Source organism: Rhodococcus sp. ACPA4 (assembly GCF_002300185.1).
Taxonomy (GTDB): Bacteria; Actinomycetota; Actinomycetes; order Mycobacteriales; family Mycobacteriaceae; genus Rhodococcus_F; species Rhodococcus_F globerula.
Window position 1 is genome coordinate 3,349,107 of sequence record NZ_NSDY01000001.1, and the last position, 23,911, is coordinate 3,373,017.

Sequence of the window (23,911 nt, forward strand, 5' to 3'; positions counted from 1 at the left end):
TCATGAAGGCGAGAGTATGGTTCTCATAAATTGAAGGGAGATTCTTCTGATGGAGACTAAGGCGCTCAGCCCGGCATTGGGCGTAGAGGTCATCGGTATCGACAGCTTGGACGACGAGGCTGTAGTTGCGAGATGCCTGGAGGCATTGAAGTGGCGCGGGGTACTGCTCATCCGCGGTTTGCACCTCGACGACGAGGCTCAGGTCGCATTCAGCCGCAAGCTCGGACCGGTATTGGCCCCCGCGGGCAAGGAAATTTTCAAGGTCACGCTCGACCCGGCCAAGAACCCGTCGGCCGAATACCTTCGGGGCACGTTCAATTGGCACATCGACGACACCACCAACGACGTGCCGGCCAAGGCGACAATGCTGACGGCACGGCACGTGGCCATGACTGGCGGTGGCACCGAATTCGCCAGCACCTACGCGGCTTACGAGAACCTGCCGGAGCAGGAACGTAAGCGTTACGACGATCTTCGCGTCGTACACAGCTTCGAAGCTGCGCAGCGACTTATCGAGCCGAACCCCACGGACGAGCAACTTGCATCCTGGCGCCGTCTGCCCACCCATGAATCATCCTTGGTCTGGGAACACCGCGACGGACGCAAGTCACTCGTCCTCGGCGCAACGGCTGACCACGTCGTCGGAATGCAGCCCGACGAAAGCCGGGCGCTCCTCGACGAACTGCTCGCATGGACCACTCAGGAGCGCTTCTCCTACAGCCATACGTGGGAGGTCGACGACGTAGTCATCTGGGACAACACCGGAATGCTGCACCGCGCACTTCCCTACGACCCCAAGTCGGAGCGAACGATGCACCGCACCACCATCCTCGGCAATGAGCCGTGGGCATGAGCGAATCCGCGAACGGAGAAAACGTGAGTACTCAGATCACGCGAACTGCAGTTGTCACCGGTGGCAGTTCGGGTATCGGCCGCGCTGTCGCAGAACGCCTGCGCGCCGACGGTTACAACGTTGCCACGATCGACCTCACACCGTCGGACGAAAAGTATTCGTACACAGCTAATGTCACGGACCGCGCGCGGTTGGACGAGGTTCTGGCGGAGATCCGCACCGAGTTGGGTCCCGTCACCATTCTGGTGAACGCAGCCGGCCTCGACGGATTCCAGCGATTCACGAAACTGTCGTTCGACGATTGGAAGCGCGTCCTCGACGTCAACCTGGACGGCGTATTCCACTGCTGCCAGGCGGCGCTCCCCGACATGCTCGAAGCCGGCTGGGGACGCATCGTCAATATTTCGTCGTCCAGCGCGCATTCCGGGCAGCCGTTCATGACTCACTACGTCGCATCCAAGTCCGCGGTCAACGGACTCACCAAGTCCTTGGCGCTGGAACTCGGCCCCGAAGGAATCACCGTCAACGCCGTGCCACCGGGATTCATCGACACCCCGATGCTGCGTACGGCCGAAGGCAAGCGTCTCCTGGGCGGCACCGTCGAAGACCACATTGCCAAGACACCGGTTCGGCGCGTCGGCCGACCGGAAGACATCGCCGCAGCCTGCGCGTTCCTCATCTCCGAAGAGGCCGGCTACATCACCGGTCAGATCCTCGGCGTCAACGGCGGCCGCAACACCTAAGTCCTTCCGCTGCACGCGTGGCAAATAACACTGTTACGCAACCAGTTTGAACAACCCAACACATCAAACGAAGGGATTCACCATGGGACGCGTTGAAGGCAAGGTTGCGTTCATCACCGGCGCAGCACGAGGTCAGGGCCGAAGCCATGCGGTTCGTTTGGCCGAAGAGGGCGCCGACATCATCGCCGTCGACATCTGCGCCGACTTCGATTCCATCACCTACCCGATGGCCACTCCTGAGGATCTCGAGGAGACCGCTCGTCTCGTCGAGAAGCACGGTCGCCGCATCGTCACTGCCAAGGCCGACGTCCGTAAGGTCGACGAACTGCGTGCGGCACTCGAGCGCGGCGTTGCCGAGTTGGGTCACCTCGACATCGTTGTCGCGCAGGCAGGCGTCGCCGGAATGCGCGGCGAACCGGATATCGCGGCCTGGTCCGACACCGTCGACACCAACCTCGTCGGCACCATCAATGCCATCCAGGCAGCGCTGCCCTACCTGGGCAAGGGCGCCTCGATCATCGCCACCGGTTCGACGGCGTCCATGATCGACACCAGCAAGGTCGATGTACCAGGTAAGGACCTCGGCGGAGTTGCCTACGTGTTCTCCAAGCGTGCACTCTCCCACTACGTACACGAGCTGGCGACGCACCTCGCACCGCGCGGAATTCGCGCAAACGTTGTGCACCCCACCAACTGCAACACCGACATGCTGCACAACGAATCGATGTACAAGTCATTCCGCCCCGACCTCGAGAACCCGGGCCGTGAAGACGCTGTGCTGTCCTTCCCGGTTCAGCAGGCAATGCAGATCCCGTGGGTCGAGCCCGAGGACATCAGCGAAACCGTCCTCTTCCTCGCGTCGGAGCAAGCTCGTTACGTCACCGGCATGCAGATGCGCGTCGACGGCGGCGGCTACCTGAAGTCGTACGACTACCACATCTGATTCGAGACTTCGCCTTCACGAAACGCATTCGTGAAGGCGAAGTTTCAATGCTCACCCTGCTCGCTATTTTTCAGGACGGATACATGAGCACCACGAATACCGTAGTAGCCAGTTCGGCTGGCACGACCGCTTCAGGCCCCGTTCCCGTACACCGGATCGTCGATGTCGACGGTATTCCCATGTCCGCGTTGCTGATCGAGGTTCCAGAACCGCGCGCAGTCATTCTCGCTGTGCATGGCGGAGCAACAAACTCTGCGTACTTCGACTGCCCCGGGCACCCCCGTCTGTCGCTGTTGCACACCGCAGCAGCCCTCGGATTCACCGTGCTGGCGCTCGACCGGCCGGGTTACGGCAGCTCGAATCCCCATGCGACCGAATTGGTCGATCCCGATGTTCGCGTCGATGTAACGTATGCGGCGCTCGAGCGTCACCTCGAGGGAATCGACCGCGGCGCAGGAGTATTCGTATTGGCTCACTCCATCGGCTGTGAATTGGCCACCAGGTTGGCCGCGGACGATCGCGGAGACGCCTTCCTCGGAATCGAACTCTCCGGCACCGGCCGAGAGCAACAGCCCCTTGCCCAGGAAATCCTGGGCGTCACCGCCCGCAACGCCGATCCGATCGCCGTGCGCGAGTTGCTGTGGCAGCCGAGTCGGCTGTACCCGGAAGAACTGTTCGGCGGTCTTCCGATCGCATCCCGGACACCGAAGTACGAGGGTGACGTGGTGCGAAGTTGGCCCCGCGAGAACTTTCCGAATCTTGCTGCACGCGTGAATATTCCCGTCCATTTCACTGCAGGCGAATACGAGCATGTGTGGCGTAACGATCCCGAGGCGTTGCTCACCGTCGCCGAGTTGTTCACCGCTGCGCCGAGAGTAGTCGTGGACAAGCAGTTCGACGGTGGACACAACCTCAGCCTTGGCTACACCGCGACTGCATATCACCTCCGCGTCTTGGCGTTTGTCGAGGAATGCATCGCCGGCCGATCCGAATTCGCAGACCTGACAACAGACGACAGCACGGCCGCGCACGCGAGCCACGGAAGGTGACCCCATGAATTCCGCAGATGTTGCACTTCTACTGATCCGATTGGCCGTGGGCTCGACCATGATTGCTCACGGAGTCAATCACTGGGTCGGTGGCGGAAAGATCGAGGGCACGGCTCGCTGGTTCAGCGGACTGGGACTACGCAACGGCACATTCCAGGCCTGGATGAGCGTGGTCACCGAAGTCGGTGCCGGTGTCTTGCTGATCGTCGGATTCCTGAATCCGTTTGCCTGTGCGGCGGTCATCTCGGTCATGTTGGTTGCCGGGATACTGGCACACCGCCCCAACGGATTCTTCATCTTTCGTGACGGCTACGAGTATGTGATGGTGCTCGCGCTTGTAGCGCTCGCCGCAGCCATGCTCGGGCCAGGCAGCATATCGCTCGACGGCGCACTGAACATCGAACTCTCCGGGTGGGCAGGTGGCGGTATCGCCCTCGGAGTGGGCGCGGTCGGCACCGCCGTACTTCTCGGCTTGTTCTGGCGGCCACAGCTACAGGAGGTTTCATGATCACTCTAGGAGGACCCGCGATGCACGTAGGATTCATCGGACTCGGTAGCCAAGGCGCGCCGATGGCACGGCGAATCGTCCACTCCGGCTACGAAACCACGCTGTGGGCACGACGTCCCGAAGCCCGCGTTCCCTTTGCCGACACCGCAGCCAAGTTCGCCGAATCTGCGGCGGAACTAGGCGCGGCAAGCGATCTCGTGTGCATCTGCGTCGGCAGCGACGCCGATGTTCTCGACGTTGTCACGGGTGAGGACGGCGTCCTCGCGGGCATGAAGCCAGGTGGAATCATTGCCGTGCACAGCACGGTTCACCCGGATACCTGTCGCGAACTCGGGGAAATAGCGGCTACTCGAGGAATCTCCGTCGTTGACGCTCCCGTCAGTGGCGGTGGCATCGCCGCAACCGAGGGCCGCCTTCTGGTGATGGTGGGCGGCAGCGACGAAGACTTCGAACGCGTCCGTCCCGTATTCTCGATGTACGCGAATCCTGTTGTTCACCTTGGACCTTTGGGGTCCGGTCAGATCACGAAGCTGCTCAACAATCTCCTCTTCACGGCAAATTTGGCTACAGCCGCGAACACGCTTGCGCTCGGCCAGTCGCTCGGTGTTGATCCCAACCGCCTCGGAGACGTGATCTCACACGGCACGGCAAACAGCTTCGCGCTGAGCCGGATCGTCTCTGCCGGTGGAACGCTCGAGCGTATCGCCCAGCACGCGGGCACATTGCTGCAGAAGGACGTCGGGCTGATTGCAGATCTCGCGACAACAGCCCAAGCACCCACCGGAGTCGTCCTGACCGCAGCTGACGCCACCCTCGAACTCATGGATCACCGCCGATGACACGCGTCGGGTTCATCGGCGCCGGGCGGATGGGCGGACCGATGGTCAGCCGTCTCGTCGAAGCCGGTCACGAGGTTCGCGGGCTTGCACGCTCCGCCGCAACAAAAACTGCGCTGGAAGCCTCCGGTGCGCAGGCCGTGTCCACCTTCGCAGAGGTCGGCGGCGATACCGACCTCGTGATCATCTGCGTTTTCACGGACGAGCAGGTTCGCGAGATATGTCTCGGCAGCGACTTGCTCGCGTCGATGCCTCGCGGATCCACCCTGGTGTTGCATACAACGGGAAGCCCGCGCACAGCTGAAGCCGTAACCGAGCACGCAGCACAGTTTGGTGTCGCAGTCGTGGACTCACCGGTCAGCGGTGGACCGCACGATATCGCCGCAGGTAGGTTGACCCTCTTTGTCGGCGGCGATGCCAACACCCTGGCACGCATCCAGCCGACCCTGGAAAGCTACGCAGATCCAGTTCTCTATGTCGGCCCCACTGGCAACGGACAGCGGGTCAAGCTAGTCAACAATGCTCTGTTCGCCGCTCAGATCGGCCTTCTCACCGAAGCTGTCGCACTGGGAACACAACTCGGCATCGACGAGGGCGATCTGCTCGCGGCCCTGCCATACGGCAGTTCCAACAGCCGTGCACTGACCAGTGTTTCAGCCAAGGGCTCAGTGTCCGCATTCGCAGATTCGGTCGGAGATTTCCTGAGCAAGGACGTGGGCGTCGTCCGAAAGATCGTCACCGAGCTGGACGGCAATCTCGGACTGCTCGACGACGCAGTCAACGCCGCTCTACCGAATCGCGTCTGACTCACGCCGGTTCTTCCGAATGGGATAGCGTTGCCGATGACACTATCGGCAGTCAATCGACCATGATCTGGGAGAACAAGATGGGCGGGTCAGTCCTGTCGGGCAGTACCGATCTACCGGGGTACCGGCGCCTGGCTCTGACGCTCGCCGAAGCGGTCGCTGCCGGCAGGTACGACAAGGACACTCCGCTGCCCACCGATACCGAACTGATGACCGAGTACAGCCTCGGACGGCAAACGGTGCGGCGAGCGTTTCAGGAGCTTGTGGCGGACGGACTGGTATATCGCGTCCGCGGTCGGGGAACATTTCCGACGGATCAGCCCAGCACCGGCCGCTCCGTCCGCTCCACCGATTCGATCGAACAACTCGAGGAGTGGCCGGGCACCGAGATGGAAGTCATCTCGCCTCTCGAACTCAAACGCGACCGTGTCCACGCCGAGAAGCTCGAACTCGACAGTCTTGTTGTGGCGCAGTTGAAGGTTCGGCGATGGATCGACAACCAGCCGTATGCGGTCAACACGATCATTCTTCCGCCCGACGTCGCCGAAACACTGATATCGGAGAACCTGATCCCGACAGTCCGTACTCCCGGGACCATCCTTGCCTCGGTCGGTAGCGTCGCGGGTCCTGTTGCCGGAGCTGAAGAAACTGTCACCGCGATTCTCGTATCCGACGACATCGCCGAAATTCTGCACACCCCGCCGGGCAGACCCGCCCTGCACATCGAGCGGGTCTACCGGAACGGCAATGGAGTTCCGGTCGAGATCTCGTTGACGGTGCATGCGTCGGAACGGTACGAGCATCGACTCTCGATTCAGCGCGCCGGTCGTCACGGCTCCTGAAACCACTTCGGCTTTGGTCAAAGATTCTGGCTACAAATATCATTCGGCCGAAATGTGCCCGAAATGTCTCTTGATTCGAATGTATGTTCGACTATAATTGGGTCAGGGTGGGGAGGCCTTGATGACTACGGTGAGCGATTTTGTTTCGGTGGAGGATGTTGTAGCCGGTGCGGCTGCGGGTGTGCGGGGCAGGTTGTGGCAATTGCGACCGGCCGAGGTTCGAGACGTTGCAGTCTGTGTATCTGCGGAAATCCTTCGGCTGGAAGCGATTCGAGTTGCCGCAGTCGACGAATTGGCGCTCAATCCGGATGAGCAGGTGCTGTGCTACCGCGGCGTCGGTCGCTGGCTGGCGGCGAACACGATGCTGCAGAATGCGGCCGGCAACAAGCTCGCCGCTCTCGGTGCCGCGCTGCGGGGGGTTCCCCGACATTGCTGCCCAATTCGAGGCCGGTGATCTCTCGCTCGATCATGCGGCAATAATTGCCGCGTTCTGTGAATCCCCACCAAAAGGTACGCCGGAGAACGCTCTACCGTCCTGCATGGCAACACTGCTCGCTGCGGCATCCGGTGTGGAGGCGACCACTATCAAGCTGCGGTATGCGATTGCGGTTCTGGAGCGGATTTTCGAATCCGACGAGATCCCGCCTGGTGAGGATGATGACCTCAACGTCTTGCGGATTTCGCCGACGTTGAACGGTCGGGTCGCGATCAAGGGCGATTTCGACGCGCTCACTGGTGAAATGTTGTTGTCGGCTCTCTCGGGTTTGTCGATGCCGAAACCGGCCGCGGACGGAACCCCGGATCAGCGGTCGGCAGCCAAGCGCACCGCCGACGCGTTCACGGAACTGATTCGCCGGTACCTCGACAACGCCATGACCGGTGTTGATGGTGGCCAGCGTCCGCATGTGAATGTGCACATCACTGCGAAAGATCTTGCGGAGCATCGGGAATGCGCCACCATGCGCAACGATGTCGCAGCGGATTTCGATGAGCCTGATGTCGAAGATCTTGACGTCGGATACATGCCCTGGATGGACCACTCAGTGTGAGCCTCACCCGGATGCTCGCCTGCGATTGCATGCTCTCCACCGTCCTGATGGACGGCAACGGCGCACCGCTGGATGCGACCCCGCACAAACGCCTCGTCACACCCGAGCAACGCACCGCGCTGATCGCCCGGGACAAAGGCTGCGCCTTCCCGAACTGTGATGCCGTACCCGCTTGGTGCGACGCGCACCATATAAAACCCTGGTCAACCGGGGGCTTGACGGTGATGGACAACCTCACCCTCCTCTGCCGTAGCCACCATCGGTTGATTCACAGCACCAGCGGATTCCGCGGAATCTGGGAAATCAAAATGGGCGACGATCACAAACCCTGGTTCATCCCACCAGCCGCGATCGACCCGAAACAACGACGCCGACGCTCCACCACCCGCCAAGGACCAGTCCACCGAGACTGAACCCGACTCTGCCAGAACCATATACGGCGTGCAAGCTTCGCATCACCAGTCAAGACGATGCGAAGCCCACACGCATGTCATAGTCGCAAATAGTGTTCACGGACTCGGCCAATCCTCAACCACCACAGACCTTAACCACGACAGACAGATTCCTCCCCCGCCAAGGTCGTGCGGTGCATGAGCCGCTGAGACGAGGGCTCGAACTCCGTCGCTCGATGCAGCATTCCGGTGTTGTCCCAGATGACCAGGTCACCTTTGCGCCACACCTGGCGCAGTACGTATTCGGGGCGTGTGGACCACTCGAGCAGTCGATCCAACAACGCACGACTTCGCTCGATCGGCCAACCGACAACTTCGGACGCGGTAGCGCCCAGCAACAGCGACTTCCGTCCATTCTTTCTGGTCCATACCAACGGATGAACCTGCGCAGGTACCCGTGCCCAGGCTCGCCTGGTTGCTTCGTCGGGATCCGGGTTCGCCAGCGACTGTGCATGCCCAAACGTGTGCACAACCTCGAGAGACTCGAACTCGGCCTTCTCCTCGTCGCTCAAGCCGTCATAGGCCGCGTACGTACTGGCGAACTCGGTGTCGCCCCCGGCTGGATCGACCTCTCGAGCGCTCAGGAGCGTCGCCTGCTGCGGAATGACTTGTGTGGCACCGTCGATGTGCCAGTGGAAGTTCCCCGCTCGATACGACGCGAGAATTGCATTCGTCTTGGACGGATCCATGGTGATGGTCTGAATCTCCGGGAGGCGGTGCTCGCCGGTGGATTGGACTACGACGGTGCCCAGTGCACGACTGAGAGCCAACAGGGCGTCGTCGTCGATGTTGATCTCGCGGTACACCAGGACCCCATGCCGGTCCAGGAGTTGCCGAATCTCTCGGGCAGAGTCCGACTTCATGAGCTCGTCGGCAGTCAGACCTGTGACCTCCAGTCCGACGGTCGACGTGATGGGACGTATGGAAGCAGGCAAGAAGAACTCCTCGATCGGCACGTTTCTCGAAAAATACTGGGAAGAGGTACTTTTGGCGCTCGGTAAGCAGTCTGAGGTCAAGCGAGCTCGCGCACTACAGGACAGTACCGCACTTGCTATACAGTCGTACCAATTTTCGAGAAAAGTTCGCGATCCGTTTCTTACGTCCGCGGTCGCTTGGTGCGCGCAGTCTGCGTGATGCGAGGCTCCACCGAATCGATGTAGCCCTCGAGTGCTTCCACCACTTCGGCATGCGCAGTGTCGACGCCGATACCCGATTCCAGATTGAGGAACTTGGGAATCCCGGTGATCAGCAACACCATTGCGCCGAGAGACAGCCGGCCGTCCGGTCGAGCACCCGGCCCGAACTTGCGAGCCACGGCCTCCATCTGCAGTTGCCGGACCCGTTCGGTGACTTCGGCGATTTCAGCACGGATTGACTCACGGTGATTGCCGAGAGCCATGAACTCCGTCATCAGAGCACTTGTGGCTTCATCCCAGCTGTACTCCCACAACACATGCAGCGGATCTTCGGCTCGTTTCTGCAGCGCAGATTGCAGTACCGCGAGGTTGCGGTCGGTGTACCTCGCAATTGCGGCGCGGAAGATGTCGTCAAGAGTGGGAAAGTAATACTGGACCAGGCTCGCGGTCACACCGGCCTCTGCTGCCAAAGATCGATAGGTCACGCTGGCGTAGCCGGTGTCCAGCATCATCTTCTCGACACTGTCCAGCAGAACATCTCGCGTCTTCGACTTCTCGGCACCCACGCGCCGCGGCGATGAAGCCATGACCACCTCACTCCGCTGAATTCGAAACCCCGTTGGATTCGAATCATCTTCGCATCCGACGGGGTGTCGTGGAATGAGGGGTACGCGCCTCGCATCACCTACATGGAGCTAATCGTGAAGCGACACCTGCGCAAGCTCCTCGAGGTATCGCACAACCTCGGTTTGGTCTGCTCCTGGAGCCAAGCCGTCGACAGCGGTTTCCCAGATCTTGCCGAGCGTGTCGCCGAGAACAGTGGATACGTCCTGAGAACGAGCCAAATCCAAAGCGATTCCGATGTCCTTGCGCATCAGAGTTGCGGCGAATCCTGAGTCGAATGTTCCTGACAGAACAAACTTTTCATACTTCGTCTCCGTTGCCTGGTTCCGGCCGCTACTGGCATTGATCACCGAAAGGAGCGTCGCCGGATCGATACCGAATTTGCGGCCCACCAACATGGCCTCCGCTGCGGCAACAAGACCGTTGGCTGCAAGAAGGTTGTTGAGTGCCTTTGCAGCGTGCCCCGACCCAACCGGACCGACGTGGATGATTGCCGTTCCGGTGGCACGCAGGAGCGGCAGAACCTCTGCAACCACATCGGCGTCACCGCCCGCCATCACGGCAAGATCCGCCTTCAGTGCACGTCCGACTCCGCCACTGACCGGGGCGTCGACAACTCGAACACCCTGCTCGGCGGCTATTCCGGCCAACTTCTGAGTGCGGTCCGGAATGCTCGACCCCATGTCCACGATGGTGCTACCTGCCTGCAGTTGCGACAGTAGTCCCCCCTCACCGAGAACCACGGCATCGACGATGTCACTGGTCGGCAGGACCAGCACCACCACGTCGCGCTTCGCGAAGTCCGCGAAATCCGTTGTGCCCACAGCGCTCGGATGACTGTCGAGAAATCGTTGCTGCGACGCGGCATCGGCGTCACGGACGATCAACGGTTGGCCGGAGTTGACGAAGTTGCGGGCTATCGGGCCACCCATCGCACCCAGCCCGACAAGACCGACACTTTTGCCCGGCAACGGAATCACGCTCATACCGAAACCTCCGCGGTGAGGGGGCCCAGTTCGGCAGTCAGGGTTTCCTGAACCACACGCATCGCCGCCATACCCATGGGCACTCCCACATAGGCGGTGGCGTGGATAACCGCTTCGGTGATCTCTGTGCGAGTCAGGCCGTTGCTCAGACCCACGCGAACGTGGACGGACAACTCATGGGGCTGGCTGAGGGCTATCAGTATTCCGAGATTGATCAGCGAACGACTCCGTCGGTCCAGGCCTGGCCTTGTCCAGGCACCGCCCCACACGAACTCGCTCACGAACTTCTGCAACTCTTCGCCGTCAGTCCCGGCATTACGGGTCATTGCCGCATCGACGTATTCGGCACCGAGGACTTCCCTACGCACTGCCAAACCGGCCTCGAAGACGGTCTGGTGAGCCAGATCGAGCGGGCTATCTTGTGTCACTGTGAATCTCCCTCGAATTTGATGGTCACGCACTTGACCTGGCTGTAGTGATGGAGTGCCTCCACACCTTTTTCGCGCCCGTAACCGCTGTTCTTCCACCCGCCGAACGGAGTCTGCACGGATCCGGTTGACCAGGTGTTGACGAACACCTGACCAACTCGGATCCGCTCACTGACCCGCAGTGCCCGCGACACATTGCTGGTCCAAACACCGGCTACCAGTCCGTAATCCGAGTCGTTGGCCAGTTCGATCGCCTCGTCTTCGGTATCGAACGCGAGCACGAGAACCACGGGTCCGAATATCTCTTCGCGCGCGATCCGGGCCGAGTTGTCGACTCCGATGTACACCGTGGGATCGATGTAGAAGCCGCCGGTCTCCTGTGCCACCACAGAGACTGTTCCTCCGGTTACAGCCTGTGCACCTTCGGATTCCGCGATCTTGAAGTATTCCTGCACTCGTTCGAACTGCGCCCTGGTAATGAGTGGACCGATATCGCGCCCGGGACGCACCGCTGCGGCACCCGCAGCCAGTTTCTGTACGACCTCGTCGTGGATCGATCGATGAACCAGGAGCCTTGTGCCGGCGGAACACACCTGGCCGGCATTGGCCGTGAAAGCAAGCAGCGAACCTGCAACCGCCTTCTCCACATCGGCGTCGGCAAAGACGATGTTGGCGGACTTTCCACCCAATTCCAGTGTCACCGGGATGATTCGGTCTGCAGCAACATGCCCGATCGCACGGCCGGTGCCCACGGAACCCGTAAATGCCACCTTGGACACATCCGGATGGGCCACCAACGCGGCACCCGCATCCTGACCCGTACCGAGAACCACGTTGAAGACTCCGGCCGGAAAACCCACCTCGGTCGCGAGTTGAGCCAACCGAACCGTCGACGCCGACGTGCTCTCCGACGGCTTGACCACCACCGTGTTGCCGGCAGCCAAAGCTGGTGCGCACGCCCTCGCTGCCTGGTTCAGTGGCACATTCCACGGCGTGATGACTCCGATTACTCCGAAAGCCTCACGGCGGGTGTACACATGCTGATCCGGTGCCACGTCGAGAGTGTCACCGGCCGGCATGCCGATCAACCCGCCGTAGAAATCGAAGTACGTCGCGGAGTTCTCGACTTCAGCCAGTGCAACGGCCTCCGGCTTACCGGTTTCACTGATCTCCAACCGGGCCAACTCCGCAGAATCGGCGCGCATGGCCCGGGCGAGGTCACCGAACAACCGCGCCCGAGCAAGCGCCGGTATCTGCTTCCATGCCGTTTCGGCAGCAGATGCGGCCTGAACCGCCAGGTCGACGTCGTCAGCATTACCGCACGCGAGTTGCCTTGCCTCACATCCGGTTGCCGGGTCTGTGACAGCCATGTAGTTGACACTGGTCGGCATCACCGCACTACCGGCGATCCAATGATCGAGCTTGTCCAACGCACTTCCCATCTACAAGATGACGTAATAAGCCGACTCTAATGTCGAGAATCTAACAAAGTGCCGACCCTTTGTCGATGCTTTTCAGAAATTGAAGCTGCTACAACTCCTGCGGCTCCAACACCGCGCGCCGCTCGTTCAGGAAATCGTGCGGATAGCCGAGTCGCACCCGCGATGCTGCGTCGAGACGCTCCTGCTGCCCTTCGTCGAGCATCACCTGCAGAGCGCCGAGGTTGTCTCGAAGCTGTTCCACCGTGCGCGCGCCGATCGACGGCATGAGCCCCCGACGTATGACCCACGCCAAGGCAACCTGCGCGGGGCTGACTCCCAGTTCGGCTGCAATGTCTTGGGCAACGGTTCGGGCCTCCCGACCGGCAGGCGAGAGTCGTTCGGGGTCTCCCTTTCCGGCAAGTAGGCCGCGAGCCAAGGGACTCCACGCACACAGGGCTAAATCCAATTCGCTCGCCATCGGAAGAAGCTCACGGTCAGGACTTCGTGCCACCAAGGAGTATTCGACCTGCATGGCGCAGTAGGCGCTCCAACCGCGCAACTCGGCGATTGCGTTCGAGCGGGCAACCACCCAGGCCGGAGTATTGGTGATACCGATCGCCAAGACCTTGCCACTGCGGACCAGATCGTCGAGTCCGCGGAGCGTCTCCTCGGCCGGCGTCTGCCGATCCCACGCATGCACCCACAACAAGTCGATGTAGTCGGTGCCGAGGCGTCGCAGACTCTCTTCGACACTGCGACGCAAGCTTTTCCGATGATTTCCACCGGAATTGGGATCACCCGGATGTGTCGGCAGCGTGTACTTGGTACTCACGACAACATCGTCACGCTCGGAAGCGATCAACCGCCCGAGAATCGTCTCGCTCGCACCGTTGGTGTAATTGTTTGCTGTGTCGATGAAATTACCGCCGGCACTGCGGAACTCCTTGTAGATATCCTGACAAATGGACTCGTCGGCTCCGAAGCCCCAGTCCGTTCCGAACGTCATGGCGCCCAGACACATTTCACTGACTCGCAGTCCGGATCTGCCGAGCACTCGCAGCGGCATGCCTGCACCACTCACGGCTTCAGGCATCGTCGTCCACTACCCAGTTGACGAATCGATGCAACGGGTACATGCCGTCGTGCGGGCTGCCCATACTGCCGGTCAACGCGCTACCGAGCTTCACCACACGCTGAACTCCTGCTGTTGCCAGGCGATCTCGTACCTCGGCCTTGCGGTGTGTCGGGTAAACACCCACGGTCTGTGTTGCCACCGTCGCGAAATGCGCCGCGTCGGCCATCGATGCAATGGGGACGACGTTGACCGTCTTGTTGGTCGGGTGAAAGTCCACCGGTTCCGGTGAGCGGACAACAAGACCACTGCCGTCGTAGCTGCCCCAGATGCGGTAGTCGGGCTCGAGGAACCGCATGCCCTCGACTTCTTCGCGAATATCGCGCGGCGTCTTGGGACCAACGGCCTCGGCAAAGTCGCGGTCGACTCCCAGACGCTCACACAGCAACGCACAGAAGCGATCCACCTGCTCGATGTCACCCTCGACGGCAATGTGACGCGCCGCGAGGCAGGCGTCCTGGTTGAAGATCGTGGCATCGGACGCTGCCAGCTCCGCCACCTCACGGAGGGTCTCTTCGGACTCGAAGGCTTCGCGTCCGATGACGGACATCGAGACCTTGGGGTCGAAGGAGATCAGCTGGAAGCCGGGACCGGCGTACTTCGCGGCGTTCTCGATGGCGGGGCCACCACCCCACGCCACAAGCTTGTCGAAGTACTGGGAGCGGTAGAGCACGCTCTCGACCTTCTCGTCACCGCCGCGCCAGTACACGGCGGACATCGAGCGCAGGATCGGATGATCGGGTTCGATGTCGGACATGGTGCGCAGTACCGCCACGGTGGTGAACGGGTCGGCCGATGGCATCTTGAAGACGTTGACTGCCTTGACAAGCGCCGCGTCTGCGATCGATGTCATAGCGGCGCTCGGCGAGTTTCCGGCAAGCATGTGCACGAGGCGGGGTGGGAATGCCCGGACCCGGCTCACACGACCGTTGGGGTCGGTGCGCTCCACCCATCCGTCGAGGAGGTTGCGATCACCGAAGGTGCGGTCAAGACGGTATTCCAGCGCCTCCCGCGTCAGGAACTGGCCCGGCCGCGCGAAGGTGTTCTCGATGATTCTCCTGGGCAGCGCACTGACCTGAAGGGTCATCTCGAGGGATTCCTGCAGGTACTCGTTTGTCTCGAGAGTGAGATGCTTTGCCGTCTCGACCAGGAAGTCGATGATGTCCGTGACCGGCACGTCGAATGCCGGTCCGGGTTCGGTGCGTGGCACGAACAATCTGTTCAGTTCCAGAGCCGGCGTGACAAACGGAACCCCGAAGTCCCGCGACAGATACTCGGTGTCCTCACCCCAGACGAGCTTGCCTCGGATGAAATGAGGTACACGGATCTTGGACTTACTCGGTGCGAGTGTTGATGACGTAGTCATTGAAGTTTCTCTCAGTCCTCGAGGAATCCGCGGACGTACGCGTCCGTGGTGCCGGCACAGGTGATCTTGTCGTCGTCTGCCAGATCGGAGTAGCGGGTGATGTCTGCGTCAACCGTGGGGCCGGTTCGGCCACAGGAGCAGTCACCGAGTTCGACCGAGATCTTGTCTCCGGTGATCGTTCCGCCCCAACGTCCGTCGACGGTAGTGTCGAAGAACGCGGCGCGGCCTTCCACCTTGCCATCCGACTCGGGTGCAAGCGCTTCGCCGTTCTTGTCGAGAACGAACAGAACCAGCTCCGAAGGAACGTGGTACCGACCCGACGCGCATTTCGGCAAACGAATATTCAACTCTTGCATCGAGTAGTAGTGAAAGAACCGGCTCGGATCGATATTCAGCATTCGAAAGATCTGGTTCTGGTAGTCAGCCGGCAGTGACATGCCCTTGAGCCCGCCGCCCGCAGTCATCGCGTTCTCCCCCGTGATGTCTCCCTCCTTCATTCCGAGTTCTCGCAGAATCTCGGTGAGGCGGAACAGGTTCGGGAACTGAGAATTGAAGAAGATCTTCTCGGTGCGGTGTTCGATGATCTGCTCTGCCCAATGCCGCAGACGGCGTTCGTTTTCCGCCTGGCGCGCAGCGGCTGACGCCTCATGGGTAGCTAGCTCGTCCGGTGCCGCGGTCCCGTCTGCCATTGCCTTACGCATGGCAGACAGACGCGCCATATACGCATAGTGACCGCTTGCCTCCGCGCCCGACGGCCGCTCGATTCCGTCCGGTCGGCCGTACTCCTTGTAGATGAGATCACGCAGGGCGTTGTGTCCACTCAGACCCGTTTCCGGCCCGACCGGGATAACGTGCCACGAGTTGTCGCGATGAATCCCCAAGTCCGTCAGGCAGTCCAGCATGTTCTGCATGGACACTTCGCGATCCTGTACGGACTTGTTGAGGAAGGAACTCTTCCCGCTGGTCCCACTCGAACTCGACACCAGGTGCCCGACAGCTTCGAGGGCATCGATATACCCGTCGACGTCGACGACGTCCGACACGTCCACTCCCTCGACGCGATGCGCCGAAAGCGAATCGAGCCACCGATTAAGCTGCGCCCATTGACCTTTAGCGATCAACGATTCCGGGTAGCTCTTGTACGTGGTATGCGGAAACAGCAGAGGAATCATGTCCTCACGCCGTGCGATTTCGGTGATCCCCTCGTCGTCCGCCCGCTGCTTCAGTACCGGTACCTGCTGACGCAGTTCCTGGAATCGCGCGTCGAGTCGCTCGACAATCTCATCTCGCTGTGTGGTCGTCCCTGACATTGTGCCTCCAGTCGATGTTGCCCCCCGGAATTAACTTTACCCATGGGTTTAGTTTTCTGTCTATAGCTGAGTTCGACTGGCACACTGATGTTCATGACGTCGCACAGGTCCGAACCGGGCGCAGCCGGAGCACGCCGAAGCCGCGGGGGGCGCCCCACTCTCGAGCAAGCCACCGCACTGGATCACGCCATACGTGAAGGCGCCCTCGCCATGTTCCTCGAGCATGGATACGAGGGGACGTCGATGAATGCCATCGCTGCCGCGGCCGGCACTACCAAACCGACGCTGTACACACGATTCCCCACCAAGGAAGCAGTCTTCCGCTCGGTTCTCGGCTGGGCCGTCCAACGCACGGATTGGCCTGTGCCAGAACCACCTGCACCTGATCTCGACAATCTGGAAGTCGCGTTGACCACCATCGCGAGGACGGCACTGAGCCGCGCCCTGAACCCGTCCATGATCAAACTCGAACAGATCGCGATCACCTACGCTGAGCGCTTTCCGGACATCGCTCGTCGAACTCACGGCACGGGATTCTGGCCGCGCAAACAGTTGGTCACAGATCTACTCGTGCGGCATGCCGAGGCCGGCGAGATCGTCGCCGAGGAACCGGACGTACTCGCCGAACTCTTTCTCGGCATGGCGTCCGGCGGTCCGGCCCGCCTGGCCTCGTTCGGAATTGTGCATGACCCCGCAGATCAAGAACGGCATGTTCAGTCCGCGGTAGCACTGTTTCTTCGAAGTCTCAGACCTGATTGAGATCGACTAGGCGGGCGTTATTGTGCGTAAACAGAATTCGGTGATCCGGTCGATATCCGAATCGGTAGGCTGAATCCGCTGCCAGAGGTAGTCGGAAAGCTTTCCGACTGTCGCGTGTGCCGCCAATGTGGCATCGAACTCCGGTGCTGCGCTGCCCAGTTCCGCAAGGGGACCACGCAGCAGGGTCGCCAGTGGACCGCTCGCCGACGGTGGCCCCGAAACTGCGCCGACGCCCGTCCCACCCGCGTTCCAGAGCACCGCTCGGGTGGTGGCCGCCGAATCTTCGTCGGCCTGGGACAGGACACCTTCGACCCACCGCCGAATCTTCCCCTCTGGGGTGTTCTCCTTGTCCATCTGATGCGCAACGTACGTTGCCAAACGCTCGGAACCATCCTCCAAGATCGCCGAAACCAGTGCATCTTTCGACTTGAAGTGCCGATAGAAGACATCGTTGGACAGTCCCGCTTGTGCCACGATATCCGCGACGCGAGGGCGGGAGTTCGTTCCCAGTGACCTGATGACCACCAGCGCGGCGTCAAGCAATCGACGAACCTCGCTGGCGTACACAGCGCCTCGATCTGCCAAGGCCCGCGCAGCAATTCGGGTTGCCAGATCTTGTGTCGGCTCGGTGGTCGAACCACTCATGTCCATCGGAAGAAGATACCCCGTCACGAACGAGCCGCACTCAGTCCACCGCTGGTATGCACCGCGGCGCAGATTCCACCGTCGACGAGAATATCTGTTCCGTTGAGGAAGCTGGCGTCATCCGAGAGCAGGAACGACACGACTGCTGCTACTTCGTCAGCAGTACCGGTCCGGGCAAGAGGCGTCTGTGTGACCAGCGCACTCAGATGCGCGTTGTTCTCGGCTTCTTGTCGGCCTTGAGGGGTGTCGATCAATCCGGGTGACAGCGAGCAGACGCGTGCGCCGACGGCGCCCAATCGCACGGCCTCGTGTTTCACGAAACGCTGAACACCGTATTTCGCCCATGCGTACGCGGCGCCGGTGTGTTCGATCGCGGGCCCGACCGCTTCGTAGATCTCGTCCAGAAAGTTTTCTCGCAGAGGATCTTCCAGTGCCGCAGCGGTGGCAGCGTCCGGCTCGAGCGACGCCAGTGTCGGCGCCATGGATGCAAAACACACCATTGCCGTGCCAGCCGTGGCGAGCGGGCGCAACGCTTGCGCGAGCAAGGCGGTACCCACAAGATCGACAGAAAAGATTCTGCGCCAGTCGGCCATGGTCGGCGAGATTCCGGCGACATGTGCGACCGACCGCAAGGTTCCGAGTTCACGCACTCGATCGACTAGACGAGCAAGGCCAGCAGGGTCCGTGACATCGAGAACAAACGGTTCTACAACGGCGCGGCCGGTCCCGGAAAGTTCAGCTGCTGCCGCCGCCACGGTTTCCGGATCCATGTCGACCAGCACCAAACGGTCCACCGAGTCGGTCAGACGCCGCGCGCAGGCAAAACCCATGCCACGTCCCGCGCCGGTCACAATTCCGACAGTAGTCATGACTTCGCACCAACTTCCGCTTCCCGCGCGACCGGTGTCGCCCAACACTGTTCGAGGCCGGTCTTCGCGGTTCTGCTCACGAGTTCGATCCGAAATCCCCAAGGACTACGCTGGAACGAGAAGAACGGTATGCCATCAGACCCGAGACGTGTTGCCTCGGTGACGTATCCGTGACGCGCCAGCTCTGCAGAATCTGCCGCGACGTCGTCGGACCAGTACCCGACATGATGAATGCCTTGCCCTCTACTTGCATCCCACAGAGTCGACTGCGGAACAGCGCGAACGATTTCCACGCGCGGCGCGGTCACCGAATACGCACATCGCAGATCAACGGTGACATCGCCGCTCGGCAATGTGACGTTGATCGGGCCACCGACCTCAGGGCCCCATTCGTACCCGAACAGCGACGACAGTTCGTCCCTGGTCTGCTCGAACGTTTCGGTGACGATCCCGAGATGGAAAAGATCCTCGGCCTTCATTCCGCGGTCACCTCGATCCGCGGCGCCTGTGACACCCGTGCGCCCAAAACACCCAGAACAAGATTCTTTGGCATGAGAAGAATATTCTCACCCGGACGCGCGGAATGCAAGGAAATCTCGCGATCCCCGCAAAACAACACGCGACCAAGCCATTTGCCCGTCCCGACTAGTTGGGCTGGACCGAGTTCACCTTCATACCCCGAGCCATCGCCGTCAGAGCATCTCGCCGAGGAATCGACAGGAGTTGATCGAAAACCGCTTTGTGATGGTCGCTGGGAAACAGCGTCGGCCCGTTGTCGATGTTGTCCAAGGTCAGCGTCACCACCTCGTCCGGTGACATGACATTATTCATCGTGGCCGGGTCGATCCCGCTCCGCCGCAGCGCTTCGGTATCGGTGGCCCCCGGGCAAATCGTCAGTACGTCAATACCTTCCGGCGTCAGCTCACCCCACAGGCCCTCTCCCAAACTGTTCAGGAATGCCTTACTCGACGAATAGGCCGTGGAATACGGGCAACCCAACAATGCTTCGATCGAGCTGGTCACAATGATGCCGCCACGTCCACGCGCTCGTAGGCGCGGAATGAAACCACGGGTCAGCAGCATGGGCGTTGTGCAGTTCACCGTCACCATGTCCGCCAGCTCTGCTGGGTCCATGGCGGAGTGTTCTCCTTTGAACCCGTAACCGGCATTACTCACAACCAGCCCGATATCGAGGCCTGATGTCGCGTCGAGAATCGACGCCGTCGCCGTAACTTCAGCAAGATCTGCAGAGCAGACAGTTACTTCGACGCCGTGCTCTGCTCGCAATCTCGAGGCCAATTCCCCCAGGAGCGATTCCCGGCGCGCAACCAAGACCACATCCAGGCCCATGGCCGCCAACTGTTCGGCAAACGACTGACCGATGCCGGAGGAAGCACCAGTCACCAGCGCTACCGGGCCATATCTGCTGACAAAGTCGTTACTGTTCACATGCACTGCTTTCTCACAACAATGCTCCGCCTGTTGATTCGCGTTCACGCGTATCAACAGCCGGAGCATGCGGCTTCTCGATCCTTCCCGCACCGGACTGTGCGCGGGAAGTAGTTCACTAACCGACTGACACGAGGTTCACTCCGTCTGCCGGACACTTGCCGAACAGGCTGACCCCACGAAACATTTCGGTCGCGCTGACGGGATCGGGCGAGCTGGATGCGGCAGCGAGGGCGTGGGACTTGAAAACCATTGCAGCGCGGCTTAACTGGTGCGAGCTCGGCCCGAAGTGATGAGCCAGATCGCTCGGGACCTTATCGCCCCACAACGTGACGTCGATAATGCCGCGATCGAGGGTATCGAGCAATCCTTCACGCACCATCGCATTGGACTCGAACAGATCACCTGCCAGAGCAATCGCTTGCGGGCGCGGCCCGTTGGGCGCGGCCATCACGGAGTCCAAATCCAACGTGGTTGCCCCGAGAATCTGCAACGGCCGGGTGTTCTCGTGCTTTTCGACGATAACCGTGACGTCCCAGCCAGCCATTACCTGGTCGAACATCCACCCGCCGGCATGGCGCACCACGTCGGCAACGCTGGGCGCGAGGACTGCCAGACGGTACCTCAGGCTGTGCCGGCGAGCGCGAGCTGTCGAGTCAGCGATTGCGTGTAGTCCTTGAAGATTTCGGTCAGTGGAATCGAACGATCGAGCAGCCATGAGGTCTCCATTCCGTTGAGAAACGCGACAATCTCTACGGCCTTGACGGCCGGGTCAATATCATTGCGGTATTTTCCTGCGCGTTGACCGCGCAGAATACCTGCGGCAATCGTGTCGATTGCCGCACGCTGCCGAGCGAGCAGGCGACCATGCAACGGGGCTTCCGGATCCAAACTCTCGATCAGAAGCACCGAGTACATCCCGATCAAGTGAGGCGAGCGTTCGAACCGCGCACCCACTTGCTCGAGCTGTTCTATGACATCGCCAGTTCGATCAGCATGAGCATCGTCATCTGCATCCCGCGCGTCGAGCACGGCATGCAGTAACTGTTCTTTGGACTCGAAGTGGTGCAAAAGTCCAGCCGACGTCACACCGGCTTCACCGGCGATCTGCGCAAGCGTCGTGCTGCGCCACCCGTTTAGTGCAAGTAGTCGCTGAGCAGCGGAAAGGATGAGCTGTTTCCGGTCTTCGCCCTTTGCTAAAAGAGTGGCATACGGGCGCTGCGCGGTCATCGAACTCCTCTGCTCAAAGCAACCTACTGAACACACAGTAGGTTGTTTTCAGCTCTGTGACAAGCGTCTCATCAAAGATGAAGTTGTGCAACAGGACACAGCTAATGTGCCGCTTTTCGGTCGCCGCGCGCGCAAAGACCCCTAAATCGCTTACAACCCGAGGGACTTCGCGATTATCACCTTCATAACCTCGCTCGTACCTGCATAAATACGTGCCACCCGGGCATCTGTGTACAACCTCGCGATCGGATACTCCATCATGTAGCCGTAACCACCGAAAAGCTGAAGGCATCGGTCGACCACGCGCGCTTGCATTTCGGTGCAGAACAACTTGACCCGTGCTGCATCAGCACCCGACAACTCGCCGTCGACCAGATCGAGAACCGCCCGATCGATCATCGTCTGCCCGGCCTCGATCTCCGCCGACATAGCCGCCAATTCGAACTTCGTATTCTGGAACGACGCAACCGGTGTCCCGAAAGCCTTGCGCTCCTTGACGTACTCGATAGTTGCCGTCACCGCGGCCCGAGCCTGAGCCACCGAACCGACAGCAACAGTCATCCGCTCCTGCGGAAGATTGCGACCGAGGTAGCCGAACGCGGCGCCTTCGTCGCCCAATCTGTTCGCAGCAGGCACTCGCACATTGTCGAACGACAACTCGACTGTGTCCTGAACCTTGCAGCCCATCTTGTCGAGGACACGCCCGCGGGTGAACCCGGGCATTCCATCCTCCACGACCAGCAGTGAAAGACCGGCGCGTCGATTCTCCGGATCCGTCGACGTGCGCGCGACAACGATCACGAGATCAGCGAGCAAGCCGCCGGTGATGAATGTCTTGGCACCGTTGACCACGTACTCGTCCCCGTCGCGCACCGCAGTGGTGCGTACGCCCGCAAGATCGGAACCGGTACCCGGTTCGGTCATCGCGATCGCCGAGAGAAGTGTTCCTGCCGCCAACCCGGGGAACCAACGTGATCGCTGTTCCTCGTTAGCGTAGGCAAGGAAATACGGAAGGATCACATCGAGTTGTGTGCGGACCGTGCTCAACGTGACCAGGGCGCGCGCCGACTCCTCTTGCAAAATGACGTTGTACCGATAGTCGGGCATTCCCGCTCCCCCGTACTCCTCGGGGATTGCGGTACCGAGCAGCCCCAACGAGCCGAGTTGTTCGAAAGTTGCCCGCGGCATCTGGCCGGCCTTTTCCCACGACGGGTACTCGGGGACAACGTGCTTCTCGATGAAATCGCGGGCGAGCTTACGGAATGACTCGTGATCGGGAGTGAACACTTCTCTGCGCATTTTGTCTCTTCCTCACACAGCCAGTTCGACGAGCGTGGCGTTCGCGGTGCCGCCACCCTCACACATTGTTTGCAATCCGTACTGAATTCCGTTGTAGCGCATGTGATGAATCATTCGAGTCATCAGAACCGCTCCGGAACCACCGAGCGGATGTCCGAGCGCGATCGCGCCGCCGAGGGGGTTGACCAATGCCGGATCCGCACCGGTTTCCGCAAGCCACGCCAGTGGCACCGACGCGAAGGCTTCGTTGACCTCGAACACTCCGACCTCGTTCAGGTCGACTCGAGCCTTCTTCAAGACCTTGTCCGTCGCCGGAATCGGACCGGTGAGCATGAGCACCGGATCGGAACCGGTCACAGCGCCTGCGCAGTAGCGAACAATCGGCGTCAGTCCGAGCTGGCGTGCCCGCTCCGGCGTCGTCACCAACAGTGCTGCGGCGCCGTCGGAAATCTGCGACGAGTTGCCCGCGTGAATGACTCCGTCATCTGCGAATGCGGGCTTCAACTTCGCGAGAGTCTCCACCGAGGTTCCGCGGCGAATACCTTCGTCAGCCGAGACGACTCCGGAATCGGTTGTCACCGAGACGATCTGGCTCTCGAAAGCGCCGTCGTCCTGGGCTGCGGCGGCGCGCTCGTGTGAAAGCGCGGAGAACTCGTCGAGATGTGTACGCGTGAGAGCCCACTTCTGTGCGATGGCCTCGGCCGACAATCCCTGATTGAACGAGAAATTGTCGTAGCGTTCGAAGACTTTGGGGCCATACGGCTGCCCGGACGCCTTGGCGGCGCCCAGCGGAACCCGACTCATGACTTCGACGCCGCCCGCGACAACAACATCCTGCTGACCCGACATGACGGCCTGCACCGCAAAATCGAGTGCCTGCTGGCTCGAACCGCACGCCCGGTTGACCGTCGTACCCGGGATGGACTCGGGCCATCCGGCTGCGAGTACTGAGTAGCGGCCGATATTGCTCGACTGGTCACCGACCTGGGAGACGCAACCCCAGATCACGTCGTCGACGATCCCAGGATCAATTCCGGTGCGCTCGGCCAGGGCGGCGAGGACCACTGCGGACAAGTCCGCCGGATGTACGCTCGACAACCCGCCGTTGCGCTTCCCCACCGGAGTCCGAACTGCTTCGGCGATTACAACTTCACGCATGTCTCTCCACTCTCCGAA

At 60.9% G+C, this 23,911-nt stretch carries 25 protein-coding genes and 1 pseudogene; 10 read left to right on the top strand and 16 right to left on the bottom strand.

The window, feature by feature from the left end:
• Positions 1 to 49 precede the first annotated feature (49 nt).
• The 9 genes and pseudogenes from CJ178_RS15055 (at position 50) to CJ178_RS15095 (ending at position 8,042) form a co-directional block, all read left to right on the top strand.
• Positions 50 to 853 carry a TauD/TfdA dioxygenase family protein gene (locus CJ178_RS15055; protein WP_080711616.1) on the top strand — a complete coding sequence of 268 codons (804 nt, stop codon included), beginning with the start codon at positions 50 to 52 and terminating at the stop codon, positions 851 to 853.
• 23 nt (positions 854 to 876) lie between these two features.
• The gene (locus tag CJ178_RS15060) at positions 877 to 1,596 is read left to right on the top strand and encodes an SDR family NAD(P)-dependent oxidoreductase (protein ID WP_230590010.1); all 720 of its coding nucleotides are present in this window, start codon (positions 877 to 879) and stop codon (positions 1,594 to 1,596) included.
• 82 nt (positions 1,597 to 1,678) lie between these two features.
• Positions 1,679 to 2,539 carry a mycofactocin-coupled SDR family oxidoreductase gene (locus tag CJ178_RS15065; protein WP_033231775.1) on the top strand — a complete coding sequence of 287 codons (861 nt, stop codon included), beginning with the start codon at positions 1,679 to 1,681 and terminating at the stop codon, positions 2,537 to 2,539.
• A gap of 83 nt (positions 2,540 to 2,622) precedes the next feature.
• The gene (locus tag CJ178_RS15070) at positions 2,623 to 3,588 is read left to right on the top strand and encodes an alpha/beta hydrolase (RefSeq protein ID WP_095887995.1); all 966 of its coding nucleotides are present in this window, start codon (positions 2,623 to 2,625) and stop codon (positions 3,586 to 3,588) included.
• A gap of 4 nt (positions 3,589 to 3,592) precedes the next feature.
• Positions 3,593 to 4,096, top strand: coding sequence for a DoxX family protein (locus CJ178_RS15075; protein ID WP_033231776.1), 504 nt, complete (start codon positions 3,593 to 3,595; stop codon positions 4,094 to 4,096).
• Positions 4,097 to 4,116: 20 nt separating this feature from the next.
• Entirely contained in the window at positions 4,117 to 4,935 is an 819-nt protein-coding gene (locus tag CJ178_RS15080; protein WP_045064732.1) for an NAD(P)-dependent oxidoreductase, read from the top strand.
• The gene (locus CJ178_RS15085) at positions 4,932 to 5,738 is read left to right on the top strand and encodes an NAD(P)-dependent oxidoreductase (protein WP_033231778.1); all 807 of its coding nucleotides are present in this window, start codon (positions 4,932 to 4,934) and stop codon (positions 5,736 to 5,738) included. Before CJ178_RS15080 ends, CJ178_RS15085 begins: the two co-directional genes overlap by 4 nt.
• 80 nt (positions 5,739 to 5,818) lie before the next feature.
• Positions 5,819 to 6,580 carry a GntR family transcriptional regulator gene (locus tag CJ178_RS15090; protein ID WP_162487724.1) on the top strand — a complete coding sequence of 254 codons (762 nt, stop codon included), beginning with the start codon at positions 5,819 to 5,821 and terminating at the stop codon, positions 6,578 to 6,580.
• A 121-nt stretch (positions 6,581 to 6,701) separates the two neighbouring features.
• A pseudogene (locus tag CJ178_RS15095) lies at positions 6,702 to 8,042 on the top strand (DUF222 domain-containing protein).
• 131 nt (positions 8,043 to 8,173) lie between these two features.
• On the opposite strand, the gene CJ178_RS15100 reads toward CJ178_RS15095, so the two are convergent.
• From CJ178_RS15100 to CJ178_RS15135, 8 genes are all read right to left on the bottom strand, one after another.
• Entirely contained in the window at positions 8,174 to 9,016 is an 843-nt protein-coding gene (locus CJ178_RS15100; RefSeq protein WP_095887996.1) for a TauD/TfdA dioxygenase family protein, read from the bottom strand.
• A 161-nt stretch (positions 9,017 to 9,177) separates the two neighbouring features.
• Positions 9,178 to 9,804, bottom strand: coding sequence for a TetR/AcrR family transcriptional regulator (locus CJ178_RS15105; protein WP_175393527.1), 627 nt, complete (start codon positions 9,802 to 9,804; stop codon positions 9,178 to 9,180).
• A gap of 108 nt (positions 9,805 to 9,912) precedes the next feature.
• The gene (locus tag CJ178_RS15110) at positions 9,913 to 10,827 is read right to left on the bottom strand and encodes an NAD(P)-dependent oxidoreductase (protein WP_095887047.1); all 915 of its coding nucleotides are present in this window, start codon (positions 10,825 to 10,827) and stop codon (positions 9,913 to 9,915) included.
• Positions 10,824 to 11,255, bottom strand: coding sequence for a carboxymuconolactone decarboxylase family protein (locus CJ178_RS15115; RefSeq protein ID WP_257013179.1), 432 nt, complete (start codon positions 11,253 to 11,255; stop codon positions 10,824 to 10,826). The genes CJ178_RS15110 and CJ178_RS15115 overlap by 4 nt, the downstream gene beginning before the upstream one ends.
• Entirely contained in the window at positions 11,252 to 12,697 is a 1,446-nt protein-coding gene (locus tag CJ178_RS15120; RefSeq protein ID WP_257013180.1) for an aldehyde dehydrogenase family protein, read from the bottom strand. The genes CJ178_RS15115 and CJ178_RS15120 overlap by 4 nt, the downstream gene beginning before the upstream one ends.
• 88 nt (positions 12,698 to 12,785) lie before the next feature.
• Complete coding sequence (locus tag CJ178_RS15125) at positions 12,786 to 13,769, bottom strand: aldo/keto reductase (protein ID WP_233365064.1); 984 nt, start codon at positions 13,767 to 13,769, stop codon at positions 12,786 to 12,788.
• A complete protein-coding gene (locus tag CJ178_RS15130; RefSeq protein WP_033231782.1) occupies positions 13,762 to 15,174 on the bottom strand; it encodes an acyl-CoA reductase in 1,413 nt (470 codons plus the stop codon). Before CJ178_RS15130 ends, CJ178_RS15125 begins: the two co-directional genes overlap by 8 nt.
• 11 nt (positions 15,175 to 15,185) lie before the next feature.
• Positions 15,186 to 16,484 (bottom strand): hypothetical protein, encoded by a 1,299-nt coding sequence (locus tag CJ178_RS15135; protein ID WP_033231783.1) that lies wholly within the window; start codon positions 16,482 to 16,484, stop codon positions 15,186 to 15,188.
• A gap of 93 nt (positions 16,485 to 16,577) precedes the next feature.
• Between CJ178_RS15135 and CJ178_RS15140 the strand changes: the two genes are divergently transcribed.
• A complete protein-coding gene (locus tag CJ178_RS15140) occupies positions 16,578 to 17,243 on the top strand; it encodes a TetR/AcrR family transcriptional regulator (RefSeq protein ID WP_033231872.1) in 666 nt (221 codons plus the stop codon).
• Between the two features lie 6 nt (positions 17,244 to 17,249).
• Here the strand turns inward: CJ178_RS15140 and CJ178_RS15145 are convergent, their stop codons facing one another.
• The 8 genes from CJ178_RS15145 to CJ178_RS15180 all read right to left on the bottom strand — a co-directional run bounded on the left by CJ178_RS15145 (position 17,250) and on the right by CJ178_RS15180 (position 23,893).
• Positions 17,250 to 17,894 carry a TetR/AcrR family transcriptional regulator gene (locus CJ178_RS15145; RefSeq protein WP_051730290.1) on the bottom strand — a complete coding sequence of 215 codons (645 nt, stop codon included), beginning with the start codon at positions 17,892 to 17,894 and terminating at the stop codon, positions 17,250 to 17,252.
• Between the two features lie 17 nt (positions 17,895 to 17,911).
• On the bottom strand, positions 17,912 to 18,757 hold the full coding sequence (locus tag CJ178_RS15150) for an SDR family oxidoreductase (RefSeq protein ID WP_095887048.1): 846 nt from the start codon (positions 18,755 to 18,757) through the stop codon (positions 17,912 to 17,914).
• Entirely contained in the window at positions 18,754 to 19,236 is a 483-nt protein-coding gene (locus CJ178_RS15155; RefSeq protein WP_095887049.1) for a VOC family protein, read from the bottom strand. The genes CJ178_RS15150 and CJ178_RS15155 overlap by 4 nt, the downstream gene beginning before the upstream one ends.
• 166 nt (positions 19,237 to 19,402) lie before the next feature.
• Positions 19,403 to 20,206 (bottom strand): SDR family NAD(P)-dependent oxidoreductase, encoded by an 804-nt coding sequence (locus tag CJ178_RS15160; RefSeq protein ID WP_218833728.1) that lies wholly within the window; start codon positions 20,204 to 20,206, stop codon positions 19,403 to 19,405.
• A gap of 118 nt (positions 20,207 to 20,324) precedes the next feature.
• On the bottom strand, positions 20,325 to 20,924 hold the full coding sequence (locus CJ178_RS15165) for a hypothetical protein (protein WP_306453187.1): 600 nt from the start codon (positions 20,922 to 20,924) through the stop codon (positions 20,325 to 20,327).
• A complete protein-coding gene (locus CJ178_RS15170; RefSeq protein ID WP_033231786.1) occupies positions 20,831 to 21,436 on the bottom strand; it encodes a TetR/AcrR family transcriptional regulator in 606 nt (201 codons plus the stop codon). The genes CJ178_RS15165 and CJ178_RS15170 overlap by 94 nt, the downstream gene beginning before the upstream one ends.
• 150 nt (positions 21,437 to 21,586) lie before the next feature.
• Positions 21,587 to 22,735 (bottom strand): acyl-CoA dehydrogenase family protein, encoded by a 1,149-nt coding sequence (locus tag CJ178_RS15175; RefSeq protein ID WP_033231787.1) that lies wholly within the window; start codon positions 22,733 to 22,735, stop codon positions 21,587 to 21,589.
• A gap of 12 nt (positions 22,736 to 22,747) precedes the next feature.
• Positions 22,748 to 23,893: a thiolase family protein gene (locus tag CJ178_RS15180; protein WP_033231788.1), complete on the bottom strand. Its 1,146-nt coding sequence runs from the start codon at positions 23,891 to 23,893 to the stop codon at positions 22,748 to 22,750.
• Between the last annotated feature and the right edge of the window lie 18 nt (positions 23,894 to 23,911).